The organism is Halalkalibacter hemicellulosilyticusJCM 9152 (genome assembly GCF_000513115.1).
GTDB lineage: Bacteria > Bacillota > Bacilli > Bacillales > Bacillaceae_D > Halalkalibacter > Halalkalibacter hemicellulosilyticus.
On sequence record NZ_BAUU01000038.1, the window covers coordinates 19,952 to 37,327 of the forward strand.

Annotated in this window: 13 protein-coding genes and 1 pseudogene; 12 read left to right on the plus strand and 2 right to left on the minus strand. The window is 36.5% G+C overall.

Going from position 1 to position 17,376, the window contains the following annotated elements; genetic code table 11:
• Positions 1 to 145: 145 nt before the first annotated feature.
• Positions 146 to 1,918 (plus strand): glycosyl hydrolase family 18 protein, encoded by a 1,773-nt coding sequence (locus tag JCM9152_RS18445; protein WP_052016137.1) that lies wholly within the window; start codon positions 146 to 148, stop codon positions 1,916 to 1,918.
• 35 nt (positions 1,919 to 1,953) lie between these two features.
• On the opposite strand, the gene JCM9152_RS18450 is transcribed toward JCM9152_RS18445, so the two are convergent.
• Positions 1,954 to 2,826, minus strand: coding sequence for an AraC family transcriptional regulator (locus JCM9152_RS18450; RefSeq protein ID WP_035346810.1), 873 nt, complete (start codon positions 2,824 to 2,826; stop codon positions 1,954 to 1,956).
• Positions 2,827 to 3,031: 205 nt separating this feature from the next.
• Here JCM9152_RS18450 and JCM9152_RS18455 point away from each other — a divergent pair, with 205 nt between their 5' ends.
• The 8 genes and pseudogenes from JCM9152_RS18455 to JCM9152_RS18490 form a co-directional block, all read left to right on the plus strand.
• Complete coding sequence (locus JCM9152_RS18455) at positions 3,032 to 4,954, plus strand: beta-N-acetylhexosaminidase (RefSeq protein WP_035346811.1); 1,923 nt, start codon at positions 3,032 to 3,034, stop codon at positions 4,952 to 4,954.
• Positions 4,955 to 4,974: 20 nt separating this feature from the next.
• Entirely contained in the window at positions 4,975 to 5,994 is a 1,020-nt protein-coding gene (locus tag JCM9152_RS21570) for a lactonase family protein (protein WP_052016139.1), read from the plus strand.
• 146 nt (positions 5,995 to 6,140) lie between these two features.
• Positions 6,141 to 7,253 carry an ROK family transcriptional regulator gene (locus JCM9152_RS18465; protein WP_035346813.1) on the plus strand — a complete coding sequence of 371 codons (1,113 nt, stop codon included), beginning with the start codon at positions 6,141 to 6,143 and terminating at the stop codon, positions 7,251 to 7,253.
• Between the two features lie 89 nt (positions 7,254 to 7,342).
• Positions 7,343 to 8,260, plus strand: coding sequence for an ABC transporter permease (locus JCM9152_RS18470; RefSeq protein ID WP_035346831.1), 918 nt, complete (start codon positions 7,343 to 7,345; stop codon positions 8,258 to 8,260).
• A gap of 24 nt (positions 8,261 to 8,284) precedes the next feature.
• Positions 8,285 to 9,181: a carbohydrate ABC transporter permease gene (locus JCM9152_RS18475; RefSeq protein WP_035346815.1), complete on the plus strand. Its 897-nt coding sequence runs from the start codon at positions 8,285 to 8,287 to the stop codon at positions 9,179 to 9,181.
• A 67-nt stretch (positions 9,182 to 9,248) separates the two neighbouring features.
• Positions 9,249 to 10,892 carry an extracellular solute-binding protein gene (locus JCM9152_RS18480; protein ID WP_035346817.1) on the plus strand — a complete coding sequence of 548 codons (1,644 nt, stop codon included), beginning with the start codon at positions 9,249 to 9,251 and terminating at the stop codon, positions 10,890 to 10,892.
• 86 nt (positions 10,893 to 10,978) lie between these two features.
• Positions 10,979 to 11,689, plus strand: coding sequence for a YesL family protein (locus tag JCM9152_RS18485; RefSeq protein WP_035346819.1), 711 nt, complete (start codon positions 10,979 to 10,981; stop codon positions 11,687 to 11,689).
• A 68-nt stretch (positions 11,690 to 11,757) separates the two neighbouring features.
• Positions 11,758 to 12,729 (plus strand): annotated as a pseudogene (locus JCM9152_RS18490) (glycoside hydrolase family 18 protein); the annotation flags it as partial.
• A 48-nt stretch (positions 12,730 to 12,777) separates the two neighbouring features.
• Here the strand turns inward: JCM9152_RS18490 and JCM9152_RS18495 are convergent.
• A complete protein-coding gene (locus tag JCM9152_RS18495; protein ID WP_035346820.1) occupies positions 12,778 to 13,644 on the minus strand; it encodes a hypothetical protein in 867 nt (288 codons plus the stop codon).
• Between the two features lie 238 nt (positions 13,645 to 13,882).
• On the opposite strand from JCM9152_RS18495, the gene JCM9152_RS18500 reads away from it, so the two are divergent.
• The 3 genes from JCM9152_RS18500 to JCM9152_RS18510 all read left to right on the plus strand — a co-directional run bounded on the left by JCM9152_RS18500 (position 13,883) and on the right by JCM9152_RS18510 (position 17,224).
• The gene (locus tag JCM9152_RS18500) at positions 13,883 to 15,196 is read left to right on the plus strand and encodes an ABC transporter substrate-binding protein (RefSeq protein ID WP_235715761.1); all 1,314 of its coding nucleotides are present in this window, start codon (positions 13,883 to 13,885) and stop codon (positions 15,194 to 15,196) included.
• A gap of 263 nt (positions 15,197 to 15,459) precedes the next feature.
• Positions 15,460 to 16,323, plus strand: coding sequence for a carbohydrate ABC transporter permease (locus JCM9152_RS18505; protein WP_035346822.1), 864 nt, complete (start codon positions 15,460 to 15,462; stop codon positions 16,321 to 16,323).
• A 61-nt stretch (positions 16,324 to 16,384) separates the two neighbouring features.
• Complete coding sequence (locus JCM9152_RS18510; RefSeq protein WP_235715762.1) at positions 16,385 to 17,224, plus strand: carbohydrate ABC transporter permease; 840 nt, start codon at positions 16,385 to 16,387, stop codon at positions 17,222 to 17,224.
• Positions 17,225 to 17,376 lie beyond the last annotated feature (152 nt).

The following is a 17,376-nucleotide window of genomic DNA, read 5'->3' on the forward strand; positions in this document are numbered from 1 at the left end:
GGACTAGGTTAGACTGACCTCCATAGAAATACACCATCGAAAATGAAATGGAGGTTGTATAGGGGAAGGTGGTGTTGTCATGTAAAAGTTATATGTTCGTTTCTACTTAAAAGTTAATAAGAAAATTATGAAGGAGAGGGTCTTATTGAAACGCCAGTCGTTATGGATCGTGTTTTTCATTTATTTATTGATTATGCCTTATAGTTCACAAGCCGTTTTAGCTGAAAGTAATGATAACGAATACAAATCGGTCGTTTATTATATTTCTTGGGCTGCACAAGAGGTTGATAATGATGGTAATGATGCTCGGAATTTCTTTGTTAAAGACATGGATGCTTCAACTATCACACATGTGAATTATGCTTTTGCAAAAATAGTAGGAGAAAATCGCCCAGAAAGTGAATTAGTTAATGGGAATTGTTATACACCGGAAGAAATCAATCAGTTTGAAGGAGATGGTCGTATTGATCACTTAAATTGTGAGGATGTCCATCGAGTGACTTTTGCTGATCCAGACAAAGATATTGGGTTCGATGTGAGCGTAGATGAAGCGTGGGATGGAAACTTTGAAGGGAACTTTAAAGAATTAATTGAGTTTAAAGAAGCAAACCCTCATGTTGAAACATTAATTTCAATAGGTGGTTGGACTATGTCTAATTATTTCTCAGACATGGCGTTAAAAAAAGAATCTCGTGCCATTTTCATTGATAGTGTCATAGAATTTATCCGTACATTTGGCTTTGATGGTGTGGATTTAGATTGGGAGTATCCAGGTTATGGCGGGGAATGGCACAATGACCCTCGGCCAGAAGACAAAGAGAATTTTACTAAATTATTACGTGAGCTTCGCGAAGCATTAGATGTTGCAGGAGAAGAAGACCATTCTTATTATCCATTGTCCATTGCAGTAGCTGCAAATGCAGGTAATTACTTGAATCATGTAGAAATGCCAGAAATTATGGAATATGTAGATTGGATAAATTTAATGACATATGATATGAGTGGTCCTTGGGACCGATTTGACTTTGAGGATGAAGGTTTATCGTGGGGGGAGCAGCCATATATAAGTGGTTTTAATGCCCCTTTATATGGTGATACCCTCGATCCTTGGGGATCTTGGTTAACGGTACAAGGAACGGTTGATGCCTACTTAGCAGCTGGAGTCGAGTCAAAAGAGATGGTACTCGGTATCGCTTTTTATGGGCGTTCCTGGGCTAATTGTGATGGAGATCGTAATAATGGAATGTTCGATAAATGTTATCCAGGTGAAGATGGTAACGTAGCAGGTAAAGGGACATGGGAGCTAGGAGTATTAGATTATTGGGATATTAAAGAGAATTATCTCATAGATGATGGCTTTAAACGTTATTGGAGCGAAGAAGCACTAGTTCCTTGGTTATATAATGATGATACTAAAGAAGTCATCACATATGATGATGAACAATCAATTGCAGAGAAAATGAATTTTATTAAAGAATATGAATTAGGCGGGGCAATGATTTGGGAGATTACTCAAGATCGTGATGGCTCATTAATGGAGGTCATTTTTGATCACTTGTTATTAAATTCGAATGAACCATTACCTATTGACCCAAATGAACCTCCAGAAGAAGAACCAATTCCACCTGATGAGGAAGATCCGCCGGTGATACCTGTTAAACCACCTGATGACAAGAAGAAAGGAGAGAGTGGACAACTAGAAGAAGATAAAGACAAAGACAAAAGTAAACCAAAGTGGATAGATGACAATGGAGAAATAGAAGGGGCCATCATAGAAAAAGAAATAAATAAAGGTGACCAGTTACCGAATACAGCTACTAATCATGTTAATCTACTTTTAGTAGGATTAACAATAATGATGGGGGGAAGTTATCTAATATTAAAGGATTATAAAAGAAGAAATACGTCAACTCATTAGAGGTAGACCGAAATAGACTCTCAAAATAGATCATTTTATCTGTTTGAGAGTCTATTTTTTCTAACAGCAGAAGGGGAGACTCGTTTGTATTTTTTATAACAGCGACTAAAGTAATTTGCATCATTAAACCCTGTTTGAAAAGCAATTTCTGTCATGCTAAATTCAGTATTCATTAGGAGAAGGTGTGCCTTTTCGACTCGCAAATTATTTAAGTAGTCTGTAAAGCTTTTACCAGTAGCCGATTTAAATAATCGGCAAAAATAATAGGGACTTAAATTAGCATGTGCCGCTCCTTCTTCCACTGATATTGGTTCAGCGTAATGATTATGCAAGTGCTCAAGAAGTGTGTTTAATCGATCTAAGTTGCGTAATCGAGTGTTAAATTTTTTAGGAGATAGTGTAGTATTTGCATGGTGTCGGATAAGGTGCCCCATTAGCGAGAGTGTATAAGCTTTTATAAAAGGTTCATAGCCAGGTTTTTTTTCGTGTTGTTCATTTTTTATCTGATTAAATAACTCATTTATCGTGTTATCTCCATTTATAAAATGATTCAACAATGTGAAGCTACTAGAATGAAGATTGTTAAATGCGGCTGCATAACTTTCAATGAAACTATTTTGTAAGATCGAAGTGTCAATAATGACACAGTAGTAAGAAACGTGATCAGTGATACCGATTCCACCATGTAAGTCGTTGCTATTTATTATGATTAAATCATTAGGAGATGCATCATAAGACTCAGAATTAACCTCAATCTTAGCTAAGCCAGTATTGAAATATAACAACTCCACTTGCTCGTGCCAATGTTTATCGAAGAGGACCCCTTTTTCAGTATGTTTTTCTAAAGAAATACGAAAAGGCGATGACGGATTAGTGAATAGTGGCTTTTCATATAACGTAATATCCAAGTGTATCACTCCTATTTACCAATATAGCAAGATTGTACTTGAATTAAGCAAAACTGTGAAAGAAATAAAAAGCTGTTTCTTTTATAATGAAGCTAAGTAATAGGAAAGTAAAGCATATATTTAAATTATGATCACGGTTGAGTGTAAGCCCTTTCTTTTCAAACGAGGGAATATGATTGAAATAAGAATTATATGGAGGATAATGATGAAAATTCATATACTAAATCAATTTGATAGCTCAGGTTTTTTAGCAGGATTAGAAGAGTTACAAGAGCAATACCAATTTTCATTGAGTGAAGAAGGTATACCTATTACGGTTCAGTGTCATAAAAAAAACCACCTGAAAATTAATTATCAAAATGGAAAGGGTACAATTGTTTATCAGAAAGAGGTGCATTTTTTTAGAGCGTTAGGATTATTTATTCAACATTATCAAAGTCAAAACGGTGAAGACTTTGATTTAGAAGAAACGCCACAATTTGAAGTGGTGGGTCCTATGTTTGATTTATCCCGTAATTCCGTATTAAATCTTGCTACATTTAAGCATACCATTCGTATGCTTGCGGTGATGGGATTTGATTCTGCTATGCTTTATATGGAGGATACGTATGAGGTTGAACAACAACCATATTTTGGGTATATGAGAGGAAGGTATTCACAATCTGAATTACAAGAGCTAGATGACTATGCTCATATGTTCGGAATTGAATTGATTCCTTGTATTCAAACACTTGCTCATTTAGAAGAGTTTTTGAAGTGGGATGCGGTTGCGCATTTAAAGGATACACGTGGAGTTCTGCTTGTAGAGCAGGATCAAACTTATGAATTCATTGAGCAAATGATTGTAGCAGCTTCTAAGCCGTTTCGAAGTACAAAGATTCATATTGGTATGGATGAAGCTGAGGAGCTAGGAAGGGGAGTTTATTTAAATAGATTTGGATATAAAAGTCGTTTTGAGTTAATGACAAATCATTTAGAAAAAGTATTAAACATTGTAGATAAATATAATTTGCAGGCGACAATGTGGAGTGACATGTTTATTAAGTTAGCTTCGTCAAAGGAAGGTGACCGATACTATGATTTAACTTCATCTATCCCTAATGAAGTCATAGAGAAAACACCAAAGGGTGTTACATTTATGTATTGGGATTATCATCATACTGAGGTTCAAGAATATACCAAAATGATTCAAAAGCATAAGTCATTTGGTCACATTCCTTCGTTTGCAGGTGGAATTTGGGTTTGGAATTGCTTCGGGACTAATTACAGCTTGTCATTGAAAGCTACGGATTCAGCTTTAGAGGCCTGCAAGAAAGAAGGAGTTCGCGAGGTCTTTGTGACGCTGTGGGGGGATGACGGCTATGAAAATAATATCTATGCTTCATTGCTCGGTTTACAATTATATGCTGAACATGCGTATCACCATCACCTCAAAGAACAGCAGCTGAATGAACGAGTAACTTTTTGTACAGGGGTGGATGAAGCTACGTTTATGTTACTTAATGAATTAGATCGTCCTCCAGGTGTCAAAAAGGATCATTTCGACCAAACTAATCCAGCGAAATTTTTGTTGTGGCAAGATGTATTACTAGGGCTTTTTGATAAGCATATTGAAGGATTTGAAGTAGCCTCTCATTACAAAGAGCTTGAGAAGAAAATTAAAGAGCATCGTAATGAGAATCAATTGATTGATTTTACGTTTGATGTACCGCAGAAATTAGCCGATCTATTAAGTATTAAAGCAGATATCGGTATTCGCTTAAAAAAGGCATATGATCAAGATCATAAAGAGGAATTAAAGAAATTAACGGAAGATGTATTGCCACTGATTCGCCAAAAAACAGAAGCATTGAGGAAGTCTCATCGAGAACAATGGCTTAAAATAAATAAACCGTTTGGGTGGGAAGTTATTGATATTCGTTACGGGGGAGTTATGGCAAGAATAGATACAGCAATTAAAAGATTACACGATTATATTGAAGGACGTATCAATCGGATTGAGGAGCTTGAGCAAGAAAGGTTATTATTTAATGCTAACTTGAGCAATACGACAGGGGTAGGATGGAGTAGCTATTACTATCGAATTGCTTCTCCGAATGTGTTCTTCCATGTGTTACCGATCTATTAAAATGAGAATGGAGGAGGGGAATGAGCGAGAGTTATTACTTATTAATAGGTTCTTATGGGGACGGAAAAGCTGACCCTATTCAAAAAATAGAATTCCAACCTTTAACTAGATATGTAAGAAAGATAGCATCTGTAGGAAACATACAAAACCCTTCGTATTTAGCGGTAGCTAACAACATACATGTATATGCTATTAATGAAATAGACGAGGGTGAAATAGTTAGCTTTCGAATGAATGAGAACACAGGGAAATTAACGGAGCTTCATCGTCAGTCCTCAAGTGGTTCTTCACCATGCTATGTTCATTATGATGAAGGCTCTAACAATATGTTTATTGCAAACTATGGGAGTGGGAGTGTTTCTGTACATGCTGTTTCAGCAGATGGGAGAATGGCTAATGCCCAAGCTCTAAAAATTCAAGCATATAACGAGCAAGGCACTTCTCATCCACACATGGTACACAAGGTTCCTAACACTTGTCATTACGTTGTTCCAGACCTAGGTATAGATCAATTATTTGTTTATGAGTATGTAAAAGAAAAGCTACATTTACGTAACACGATAAATGCTATTCAAAACTCAGGTCCAAGGCATCTTATTTTTCATCCAACGAAAAGAATTATGTATGTAGCGAATGAATATTCATCTTCAGTTTCGGTCTACGAATATGATCTTGATTGGAAGCAAGTTCATTTGATCCAGAGTATAAGTACGATTCCGTTAGGGGTTGTGACAGATAACTATTGTGCTCATATACACATTTCTGAACGGGCTACAAAAGTGTATGTATCAAATAGAGGACATAATAGTATTGCTACATTTAATGTTTTACATGATGGTAGATTAGAAGCAGTTACTTATACATCAACAATAGGTGAATGGCCAAGACACTTTACAGTACACGGTGACTATATGTTTATTGCGAATGAAAGAAGTCATTCAGTAAATGTGATGAAACTGGACGTTCAAGGGATACCAGAGCCATTACATATCTCATATGCAATGCACCGTCCAGCATTTATCTATGCATATAGAGGCTAATATGAGACTAAGCTGATTCCCAAAAAAAGTTGGTAGAAAAACTACGATAAAATATTGTATCAATAGAAAATTTTACTATAATAAAAAGTAATTAATTGTTCCAGTGGACAAAATAATTATTTTGTAACGACAAAGGAGGCTACTAGATGATAGGGAATCAGCAAACGATGAAGGAAATTAATCGCTCGGCTATTTTACATCTTATTAGTTCTAAAGGACCTATTTCTCGGGTGGAATTGTCTAGGATCACGAAGCTTAGTCCGACTACTGTTTCAGTACTTGTTGAAGAAGCGATTCAATCAGGCTTAGTCCAGGAGATGGGAGTTGTTGGATCAGGAGTAGGAAGGAAGATGACGTTACTCCAAATTGATGCAAGTAGTGGATTTGTTATGGGAGTGGACTTATCACAGTATCGTTGTGTGTTATTAAATTTAAATGGAGACATTATTGCATCAAGCCATATGAAGCGAATGATTGGTCAAAAAGAAATTATAGAGAATCTTTTGATTGAGATTCAATCCTTTATTGAAAATCAAGGATTAGAATTGGAGTTAATAAAGTGGATGGGTGTCTCAGTGCCTGGAGTTATCGATGATAAGGAAGAAACCGTACTTTTGTCAAAGGTGCTTGATCTGTATGAATTTAACATCAAACGTTATTTAATCGATTATGTTCCTTGTCCAATCCATATTGTCAATGACTTAGATGCTGCCAGCTTTGCTGAACGATATAGTGGTGCTGCTAAAGGAAAGGAGACGATCATTTATATTATGCTACATTACGGAATTGGAGCAGGAATTGTGATCAATAATCAAATTTATCGTGGTGTTTCGGGGCAAGCTGGTCGTATAACTGATTTTTTCTATTATTCAACCGATCAAATGTCGCAACGACTACAGCAGCAAGATTCTGAAAGATTTGCCGGTTTATCTCCTGATGAAACGTTAGATAAATTTATATTATTAGCTCAGCAAGGGGTTAGTCCACATGTAGAAGAGTATGAGAATTTGATCGATGGTATAGCTGATTATTGTCGCTTGGTTTTACAGTTCATTAATCCCGAACAGATGATTTTAAGTGGTTGGATAACGAGAAACGAACAGTTCTTTAATGAATTACGTGAAAGAATTAATGACTATGAAAAGGCAATTATTCAAGAAACTCCAATTGCAGCAGCGTATTGGAAGGAAGATGGATCAGCAATCGGGGCAGCAACATTAGGTTTACACAATATTTTTAAAATGAGAACAGTGGGATAGACCTTGAAGTAGCTAATTGAAAGGGGGACCATATGAATCGGTTAAAAACAAGTACGACAACAACGCTCAATCATTCATCTCTACCACCTATGCAAAAACAATCTATTTTGAAAAGATTCTTTAAGCAGTGGGATCTACAAATGATGGTCATACCTGGTTTGCTGTTTATCTTTATTTTTAACTATATCCCTATGTATGGGGTTTTAATGGGCTTTCAAGACTACAATATATTCGTTGGAATGAGAGGAAGTCAATGGATAGGATTTGAACACTTCCATACATTTTTTACAGATCCACGTTTCTGGGAAATTATGAGAAATACAATTGTGATTAGTGGGTTGAAAATATTAATTATTTTTCCTGCGCCGATTATTTTAGCTTTGATGCTAAATGAAGTGAAAAACATGATGTTTAAGCGAACGATTCAAACAATTACGTATTTACCACATTTTCTATCGTGGGTTATAGTTGCTGGCTTCGGAATGTCTATGCTAGCAACAGATAATGGAAGCGTTAACATTTTGTTAGAGAAGGTAGGTTTCATTGATGAGCCGATTCGTTTTCTAGGGTTGCCTGAATATTTTTGGGGGATCATCGTTTCGGTGAATTTATGGAAATCAATTGGATTCGCTTCAATTGTATACCTTGCTGCTATTGCTGGTGTGGATCAACAAATGTATGAAGCTGCTGCGTTGGATGGTGCTAGTAAATTCAAACAAATTTATTTAATTACACTCCCATCCATAATGCCAATTATTATCATTTTCTTCATTTTAGAAATTGGTAATCTATTAAATGCTGGCTTTGAGGATTTGCTACTTTTAGGTAATAACCCAGCGCTTCGTTCTGTATCAGATGTACTTGATACGTACGTATATCGTGTCGGGATTAGTAATTCCTTATATTCGTATGCTACTGCTATAGGGCTATTTAAAGCTGTAATAAGTGTAGGTTTACTAACACTAGCAAATTTAATTGCGCGTCGGACAGGCAACAGCCTATGGTAAGTGCAAAAAAAGGGGTGAAACGAAATGATGAAACCAACGTTTGGTGATAGAGTCATGCATGTTACGATCCATGTCTTATTAGTATTACTAGGGTTTGTTGCACTGTATCCTTTTTGGAACTCGCTCGTCCTTTCTTTTAATAGCGGTCAGGATACGATGTTAGGAGGTGTGACCTTTTGGCCAAGAGAATTCACATTAGCTAATTATGAAGTTGTCTTTCAAGATAAAAGGTTAATGAATGGCTTTGTTATCTCGGTTTTTCGTACTGTTGTTGGTACGTTGTTATCGGTTTTTGCTACTGCTATTTTAGCCTATGGTCTATCGAAAAAAGAGTTACTCTTTCGTAAGCAATTCATGATTTATTGCTTAATTACAATGTTTTTTAGTGGAGGGTTGATTCCGACGTTTCTATTAATTAGAGGTCTAGGGTTAATGAATTCATTTTGGGTCATGATTATACCGACGTTAATTCTAGTCTGGAATATGATTATCTTTCGAACCTTCTTTGCACAGCTACCGAAAGGTCTGGAGGAATCAGCCAAAATTGACGGGTGTGGCTATTGGGCTACTTTCTTTCGAATTGTACTGCCACTATCGGGTCCGGTTATAGCAACATTATCATTATTTACAGCTGTTTTCCATTGGAATGATTGGTTCTTTCCAAGTATTTATATTACATCTGAAAATCTGATTCCCATTCAAACCATTCTTCAACAAATATTAAATTCAAATACAATGTCTCAACAAATGCAGCAAGTGGATGCAGGTGCCGCTTCTCACATGGGGAGATTTCAGTCTGTTACAGGGAAGTCTCTACAAATGGCTACGATGATGGTCGCAACCTTGCCGATTATAATGGTGTATCCATTTGTTCAAAAGTACTTTGTTAAAGGTGTTCTTATCGGTTCATTAAAAGAGTAGTTTTCCATTTGGTATTTAAGGCGCTTGCTTTAAATATAAATTACATTCCAATGAAGGGGGAAGGAAAATGAAAAAGTGTTGGTTGATGTTAGGTGCGATGTTATTTACTCTAGTCGTTGTAGTGGGGTGCTCTGGAGATGTGACGCAGGACGATATGGATGATACTTCTATAGATGATGAAGGGGAAACAACTGATGAAAATGCTTTGTATGAATTAGGAGACGAGCACTTAGAAATATCCGTATTTGGTCATTATGATTGGTACACAATGACAACATGGGGAGAAGACTCAGCTACAGAATGGATACAAGAAAATAAAAACGTCACATTAAAAAGTGTCGATCACGGTGGAAATGCGGCGCAAAGCCTTAGTACGATGATTGCTGGTAACGATTTACCTGATGTTATTTGGTTAGATCGTGGTGCTGATGTGGAAAGGTTACGTGAAGGTGGGGTATTAGTTCCATTTGACGATTATTTAGATAAGTATACGAACTTAAGAGATTGGTTTGGTGAAGAAGGTATTAATATGCTTCGTTCTGAAGATGGAAAGTTGTATCAATTCCCTAACTGGTACAATTCTGAGCCATTCGGTAATGCTGGGTATGTGGTGAACAAAGGGATCTATGATACACTTGGTTCACCGCCGTTAGAAACACCTGATGACTTATATAATTATTTAAAATTGGTTCGTGAAGAATTCCCAGATGTTACCCCGTTTGAAACTCATGTCGATGGTCAAGGTGTTAATATTCTTTATTCTGCTTTTGCTGAAGCACAATCGCCAGCAAACATTAATAATCAGGCGGTTCCTGTTGGTGATGAAATGACTTCGATATTTACAAATGAAGAATATATTGAATCGATGAAATTTGCAAGTAAATTGTTTCGAGAACGATTAATGACACAAGATGCTTTAACACAGGATTTGGATATGGTGACGGAAAAAGTGGCAAGCGGACGTGTGGCGGTCTATGCAGCAGCTAGTCCAACTGATTTAGCAAGACAAGGTCATTATCATTTAATTGAGGATGATCCTGATAGTGGATATTTTATGATTTGGCCTATTGCAAAAGAAGGCTATGATCGAAATGAAATATATCCAGGATCATATAATCAAATGGGCTGGAATGTAAGTGTGATTACGACTTCAGCAGCAAATCCAGAAGCTGTATTTGCTTTTTGGGATTGGTTAACGGGTCCAGAAGGGCAAGCAGTGACGTATTTTGGACCTGAAGGTTTATATTGGGATGGTTGGGATGATGAAGAATTGCCGCAATTTACTGATTTATATTTTGAAGATCCACAAGGTTTAGAGGAAATTGAGCAAGGTTCAGCTTCCTTTCATTTCAATGGAAACTCTAATTTCTTAGATACAGCAAAGGCGAAGTTTGAAGCGACACTCCCAGAGGAACAACGCAACTGGACAACTCATTGGCAGTATACGATTACGTGGGATACGCAGTATGATGCTACTCAATTTTTAAATATAAATCCATTACCTGAGAGTTCAGAAGGAAGAGCGCAACAACGAATTGGGGAAATCTTTGAAGAAGCACGGGCACGCGCTTTGTATGCGGAAAGTGATGAAGAGGTTGAAGCTATTTTCGCACAGGCAGAAGAGGACGCTCAATCGGTCGGGTACAGTGATGTACTAGCCTATCAAACAACGAAATGGCAAGAAAATTTGGCGACAATGTCAGGGGAATAAGTTAACTTAAATATAGTTATAGGATGACTCTTATTCACATAGGGTAGCGCTGATAAGAGTCATCCGCTTTAAGGGGGAGTAAAGCAATGATTTTATCAGGTATGATAGGGAAGTTTTATAGTCTATCAGAATGGCTGTTCAAATTGTTAATTGCAAATGGAATTTGGGTATTTTTTAACTTTCCAGTTGCTTATTTATGTTTAAGTCTCTTTTTCGTACCAACAGTGGAAGATGGATATGTCACGTTGACTGTTATTTTTCTATTACTCCCCTTTATTAGTTATCCTGCTACAACCGCATTATTTGGCTTAATGAGACAATGGATTGTAAAGAAAAAATCCGATAAATGGTTATCTTTCTATTGGACTGTATATAAACAAAATTATGTTAAAAGTGTGATGGGCGGTCTCTTTTTTGTATTATTATGGGGGCTTTGGATTGTTAATTATTCATTAGCGGCGGTTGAAATGAAATCTTTACTTTTTTATTTCTATCTCATTTTGACAATGATTTTACTGACATGGAATATGCATTTCTTTGCTGATACGGTCCATTGCGAAATTGGCTTTTTTACATCAATTAAGAAAACATTTTTTATGGCTTTTGGGTTTATTCATTACACAATTCCTATGCTGGGGTTAGCTAGTATAGTTGCATATAGCTTATTTCAATTTCATCCAATGGTGTCAATTATGTTTACAGGGGCTATTGTCGCATATTGCTACTTTTTTGGTTATGAACAAATTATTCAACGCGCACTAAGAAAATCAAAACATAAAGAGATGATGCTTGAATAGGGAGGAGAAAATGTGGCTAAAAAACCAGAGGTTGTTGCTATTTATATGGAGAGAGAAATTGGTCTGTTGACGAAATAGAAGGAGACGCTTTAACACAAATTAATTATGCATTTGCTGTTATTAAACAGGGCAAGATCATTCATCAATTACATGAAAATAATTTATCTTTTTTGCAAGATGTAAAAGCGAAATATCCCCATATTAACATTGTCATTTCAGTTGGAGGATGGGGAGCTGATGGTTTTTCAGAAGCAGCTTCTACAGATGATAAGCGGGCAGTGTTCGCTAAAAGTATTGCATTGTTTGTTCGAAAGCATGGCTTCGATGGAGTCGATTTGGATTGGGAGTATCCATGTATAGATGTTGCAGGAATAGAAGCGAGGAAAGAGGATCGAACTAATTTCACTAAGCTACTTGAGGCAGTGAGAGCAGAATTAGATGAATTAGAAAAGGTTGAATCTAGAAAATTAATGATGACAATAGCCGTTGGTGCAGGGGATTGGTTTGTTGACGTCGTAGAAATTGCAAAAATTGAACCCCTTCTAGATTACATGTATGTCATGACCTATGATTTCTTTAATGGAGGGTGTCATCGTACAGATCATCATACTAATCTGTATGAAGGAGATAAGACAAGGAATAGTGTTGTTCAATCGATAGAGCTTTTTTATCATGCAGGGGTACCGAAGAATAAGCTTGTAATCGGAGCTGGGTTTTATGGAAGAGGATTTCAAAAAGTGGCTTCTAGTGAAAACAATGGTTTATATGAGCAAGGTGAAGGAGCATTCAGCATTAGCTTTGAACAGATTATGGATCAATATACTAAAGAAAATGGGTTTAAACGTTATTGGGATGATAAAGCGAAGGCAGCCTATTTATTTAATGGATCTACTTTTATTTCGTATGACGATGAAAAATCGACCTATTTAAAGGGAGAATATGTACGTGTGAATAAGCTTGCTGGTGCTATGTTTTGGGAATACGGGCAGGATAGAACAGGCAGGTTGTTAAGAAGCTTACGTAAGGGGATACTCGGATAAAGAATGAAAGAAGATCTTCGTCATTCATTTCGAAGACCTTCTTTGCTTTTAGTCTAATTGTGAAATAGCCTTTTCAAGGAAATCAATGATATTAGCTACGTTCTCACTATCGAAACGAATCGTGACGATCTTCTCTTCTGCGATGATATCGACGGAGTCGAATATGGTACTCCCAGAAATATCTACACCATATAATTGTTCTTCCAAATCGTTTTCACCTTTGTAATAATGGAGTCGGCTATTGTCTATGTCTGCTAGTAAATCCTCGGATAATCCTTCAATTGGTTGAAATGATTCCATTTCTTTCATCAAATTAAAATGATGTAAATCAATAATATATATATCTGGTTCTTCAGTGGCAAATATAATCTGCCTTCTTTGTAAAGCGGCCATGTCTAGCTCATTTCGAGCTTCAGAAGGCGCATATTCAAATTTAACGACAGTTCTTTCCCATGCAGGAAAATGATCAAGGAGAGAGTCTTCTAATGGTGAAACATCCTCTGTATGGTATTCGCCTATTAATAGAATCTCTATATCAGGAGCTGGGAGATTAGCTAATCTGGCTTCTTCAATACGATAGTCAATAATACTATATAAGATAGATCCGATAATTAAGGCAAGAACGATGCCGAAAAAGGTCTGAAATTTATAATGGTATAGGAAATGATCCAGCTTTTCACGAAAGCCCATAGGTTGGTTCGTCGCCTCTGGATCAATACCATTTAAATTGTTTTTAATGGTATTGTAGGCAACAGTAATTTGATCCATATTAACCAATTTTTCTGCTGAGATGGAGTCTTTTAATTGCTCCTGTGATTTTGAAATACGGATCCATACCATGTATTTATCTTCTAATTCATCAATTGAAACGTTTTCAGGAACTTCCATGATTTTATAGGCTTGTTCGAGTTTCATTCGCTCATTCGCATCCTTTAGCTAAAAAATATATTGATTTTAAGGTTAAAAATGAACCTTGTATATTGCTAAAAGTAACATTCGATAAGAGTAGGCGTCAAGGGTTTCGGTAAATTGTACGTAGTTTGTAAAGAATATATATTTTTAAGAAAGCGTTGACTTTCTGTAATTGCGATTGTATCATTGGTATAGACAACTGGTCTTTATGTTGTCATAAAAATATAATGGGGGGATTTGTTTGAAAACCAAATGGAGAAATGGTTTCTTGTTTTTTATTTCACTTGTGGTGATGTCTGTTGTTGTAGCATGTGGTGACGATGCTACTACTGATGGTGAAGAAAATGACATGGCAGAAGAAGACTCAAATGGCGATGAAATGACTTCTGAAGAGCAAGGGGAAGTAGTGTTACGAGTGGTTACTACAATGGCAGGCACTGATCCTGCTGGAGAAGTATTTGAAGAGTTGATTGATGAATTTATTGAAGAGAATGATCATGTCATCATTATTAATGAGTCTCAGTCAGCAGATGCTGGAACGATTAGAACGAAGATCAACACTGATTTTTCCTCAAATAATGAGCCAGATATTATGTTTTATTTTAATACAGTCGATGCTGAAGGAATTATTGATTCCGGGTTAGTCATTGATTTAGAAGAAGAAGAAGAGGGAATTAATTTAGATGGTTATAATGAGATGCTTGAGCAACAAAGACATGAAAATGGACATATATATGCAGCGCCTCAAACTGGATTCTATGAAGCTTTATTTGTCAATACTAGATTGTTTGAAGAGTATGATGTGGAACTCCCAACAACTTGGGAATTATATGAAGAAGCTATTGAAAAATTTGCAGCAACAGATATTGTTCCAGTCGCAGCTCCGTTAGAGGAATCTTATTATTTAGTCGAGCACTATATACTTGCGGCAGGTGGTATGGATCATTATCGAGCTAACCTTGCTGATCAGAATGAAGCTTGGGCTGAAGGGTTAGATATGATTGCTAAGCATGCAGATATGGGAGCATTTCCAGCAGATGCAGCTACAATTGATTTAAGTATGGCTTCACACTTATTCCGTGAAGAGCAAGCAGCAATGATGTTTGAAGGGTCATGGACATGGGGTGGACATCCAGAGGAGATTCTGGAAGATCTATTAGTATTACCGATGCCTGTTTATGGTGAAGGTGGTCAAACAGGAGACTTAGTTGGAGGGTCTTCACAAGGTTGGTTTATTAGTACAAAGGCATATGAAGACGATTCAGTCCGACCTGCTGTGGTAGATTTCTTTAATTTCGTTACATCTGAGGAGTCTATTTTGCGCTTGGCAGATGCAACAGGTCAAATTCCTGCAAAAGGGCAGTTAACCGATTTGCCTGAATATATTGCAGCTGGCCATGCACTTGTAGCAGATGCTTCAGCAGTAGAAATGCCAATAAATGACCGAATTTTACCTGAAGCATTCACACATATACGTACGAGCGTCCCGCAAATTGTTAATGGATCAAAAACAGGAAAAGAAATTATAGAAGAAGCTGCTAGCTTAGAAGAGTAAATCTTTGTTATGACATTACTTAGAAGGTGGGACAAAAGTAAAAGGTTCAATAATTGACTCTAAATGCTTGAAGCGACACATCATTTACTTCTTAAACAGGGGAGAAGGATATCAACATATGTAAGGTAGCAGTAAGTGAATCAATTTTCAAAGGAATACAAAAATAAGAAACACTTTTGTCCGGCTTCTCTGTAACGTAAAACGTAAGTAGCAGTTTTTTCCTTACTTCACTATTATTTAAGACTAGATAAAAGGAGTATTTTATGAAAGGTGATAAAATTTATGCGGTCCTTTTTTTAACTCCTGCCTTTCTCATTGCGGCAATTTTTTTATACTATCCTTTTTTTGATAATGTACGGCAAAGCTTTTATCGAACGGATGGTTTCTTTAATTCTACGTATATTGGGTTTAACAACTATATTCGCCTCTTTAATGATGAGATTGCAATTGGTGCTACGCTAAATTCATTGGAGCTCATGCTGTACGTCGCTATTTTTCAAGTGGGTATCGCGCTTGTATTAGCTGTAATGGTTGATTCAATTAAGCATGGTGCACGTTTTTTTCGAACGGCCTTTTTCTTTCCAGTTGTCATATCTGGGGCAGCGATTGGATTATTATTCACACTTATATATAACTATAACAATGGGTTATTAAACGAAATTCTTGTTCGGTTTGGGTTTGAACGTGTTTTATGGTTAACAGAACAATCTTCACTTTATATGGTAGCTATTCCAACGATATGGAGTTATGTAGGTTTTTATTTTGTGATCATTTTAACGGCTATTGCCAAAATACCAGAAGATTACTATGAAGCAGCAAAACTTGAAGGAATTACAGAGATACAACGAATGTTTAAAATTACACTTCCTCTTATTGTCGGGGATATGAAAACATGTTTAGTACTAGCCATAACTGGTGCATTAAAGATTTTTGAGCTAGTGTATATCATTACTAGAGGTGGTCCAGCACGGTCATCAGAAGTTCTAGGGACGTATATGTATCAAAAAGCATTTGAAGATATGGCTATAGGCTATGGTGCAACACTAGCTGTTTTAATGGTTACAATCGGATTGTCTCTTGCTTTTATTACAAATAAATTGATTAAGCGTGAAGAAGTCACATATTAAAAAAAATGGTGATAACATGTCTAAAAAGGAACAAGTACAACTGACTTTTTGGGAGAATTTTTTGAGTACTTTCTTGACAAGGTCGAGATTTGGAAGGGTGTTTGTTTACATTCTCTTATCCTTGTGGGCGATCTCAACAATATTTCCACTTGTTTGGGTTGTGCTTAACTCATTTAAAACATCAAGAGAAATTATTAGTGAAACGTTCAAAATACCAACAAACCCGACATTGGAAAATTATATTAATGCTTTTCAAACAATTGATATCGGAAGAAGCTATATGAATAGCTTGGTTATGTCGGGTTCTGTTGTACTTTTAGTTCTATTCTTCGGAGGGCTAGCAGCATTTGCAATGGCAAGAATGAACTTTAGACTGAGGGGATTGTTACAGACTGTGCTTATCATGAGCCTCCTCATACCAGCATTTGCAACGATCGTACCTGTCTATAGAATGATGATTAGTTTAGATTTAGTGAATACGTACTGGGGGTTGATTATTCCTCAAACCGCTGGGAATCTTCCTTTTGCCATTCTTGTTATATCGGGATATATGGCGACCATTCCAAAGGAAATAGAAGAAGCAGCTGTGATGGATGGGTGTAATCGTTGGAAAATGTTTTATCGAATTTTCTTTCCTATTTCCTTGCCTTCATTTGCAACAGTAGGAACCTTTGTCTTCTTGTGGTCTTACAATGATCTCTTTTCCTCCTTAGTATTTGTTGAGCATGCACATGTAAGACCAATTGTTGTCCTGCTTGCACAAGTTAGCTCACAATATGGAACGGACTATGGTTTAATGACAGCTGCGATTACAATGGTTGTAATACCAGTTATCGTCTTTTATTTACTAGCTCAAAAGACGTTTGAGAAAGGGGCTACGGCAGGTTCTGTAAAAGGCTAGTCATTGAGAGAGGCGGGACATACCCAAAGTGTTTAGCTGAGATTCCGAAAATTTAGAGAAAGTAGTGAAGTATATTTCAAGAGCGGTGAATGTGCTCTAACCTGTTCTGTATTTGTTCGGTTTCTCATTTATTCATTTATTAAAATACTTTT

Coding starts and splice junctions, on each gene's coding strand:
- JCM9152_RS18455 (WP_035346811.1), top strand. CDS start 3,032: ATGAAAATTCATATACTAAATCAATTTGATAGCTCAGGTTTTTTAGCA.
- JCM9152_RS21570 (WP_052016139.1), top strand. CDS start 4,975: ATGAGCGAGAGTTATTACTTATTAATAGGTTCTTATGGGGACGGAAAA.
- JCM9152_RS18465 (WP_035346813.1), top strand. CDS start 6,141: ATGATAGGGAATCAGCAAACGATGAAGGAAATTAATCGCTCGGCTATT.
- JCM9152_RS18470 (WP_035346831.1), top strand. CDS start 7,343: ATGCAAAAACAATCTATTTTGAAAAGATTCTTTAAGCAGTGGGATCTA.
- JCM9152_RS18475 (WP_035346815.1), top strand. CDS start 8,285: ATGATGAAACCAACGTTTGGTGATAGAGTCATGCATGTTACGATCCAT.
- JCM9152_RS18480 (WP_035346817.1), top strand. CDS start 9,249: ATGAAAAAGTGTTGGTTGATGTTAGGTGCGATGTTATTTACTCTAGTC.
- JCM9152_RS18485 (WP_035346819.1), top strand. CDS start 10,979: ATGATTTTATCAGGTATGATAGGGAAGTTTTATAGTCTATCAGAATGG.
- JCM9152_RS18495 (WP_035346820.1), bottom strand. CDS start 13,644: ATGAAACTCGAACAAGCCTATAAAATCATGGAAGTTCCTGAAAACGTT.
- JCM9152_RS18505 (WP_035346822.1), top strand. CDS start 15,460: ATGAAAGGTGATAAAATTTATGCGGTCCTTTTTTTAACTCCTGCCTTT.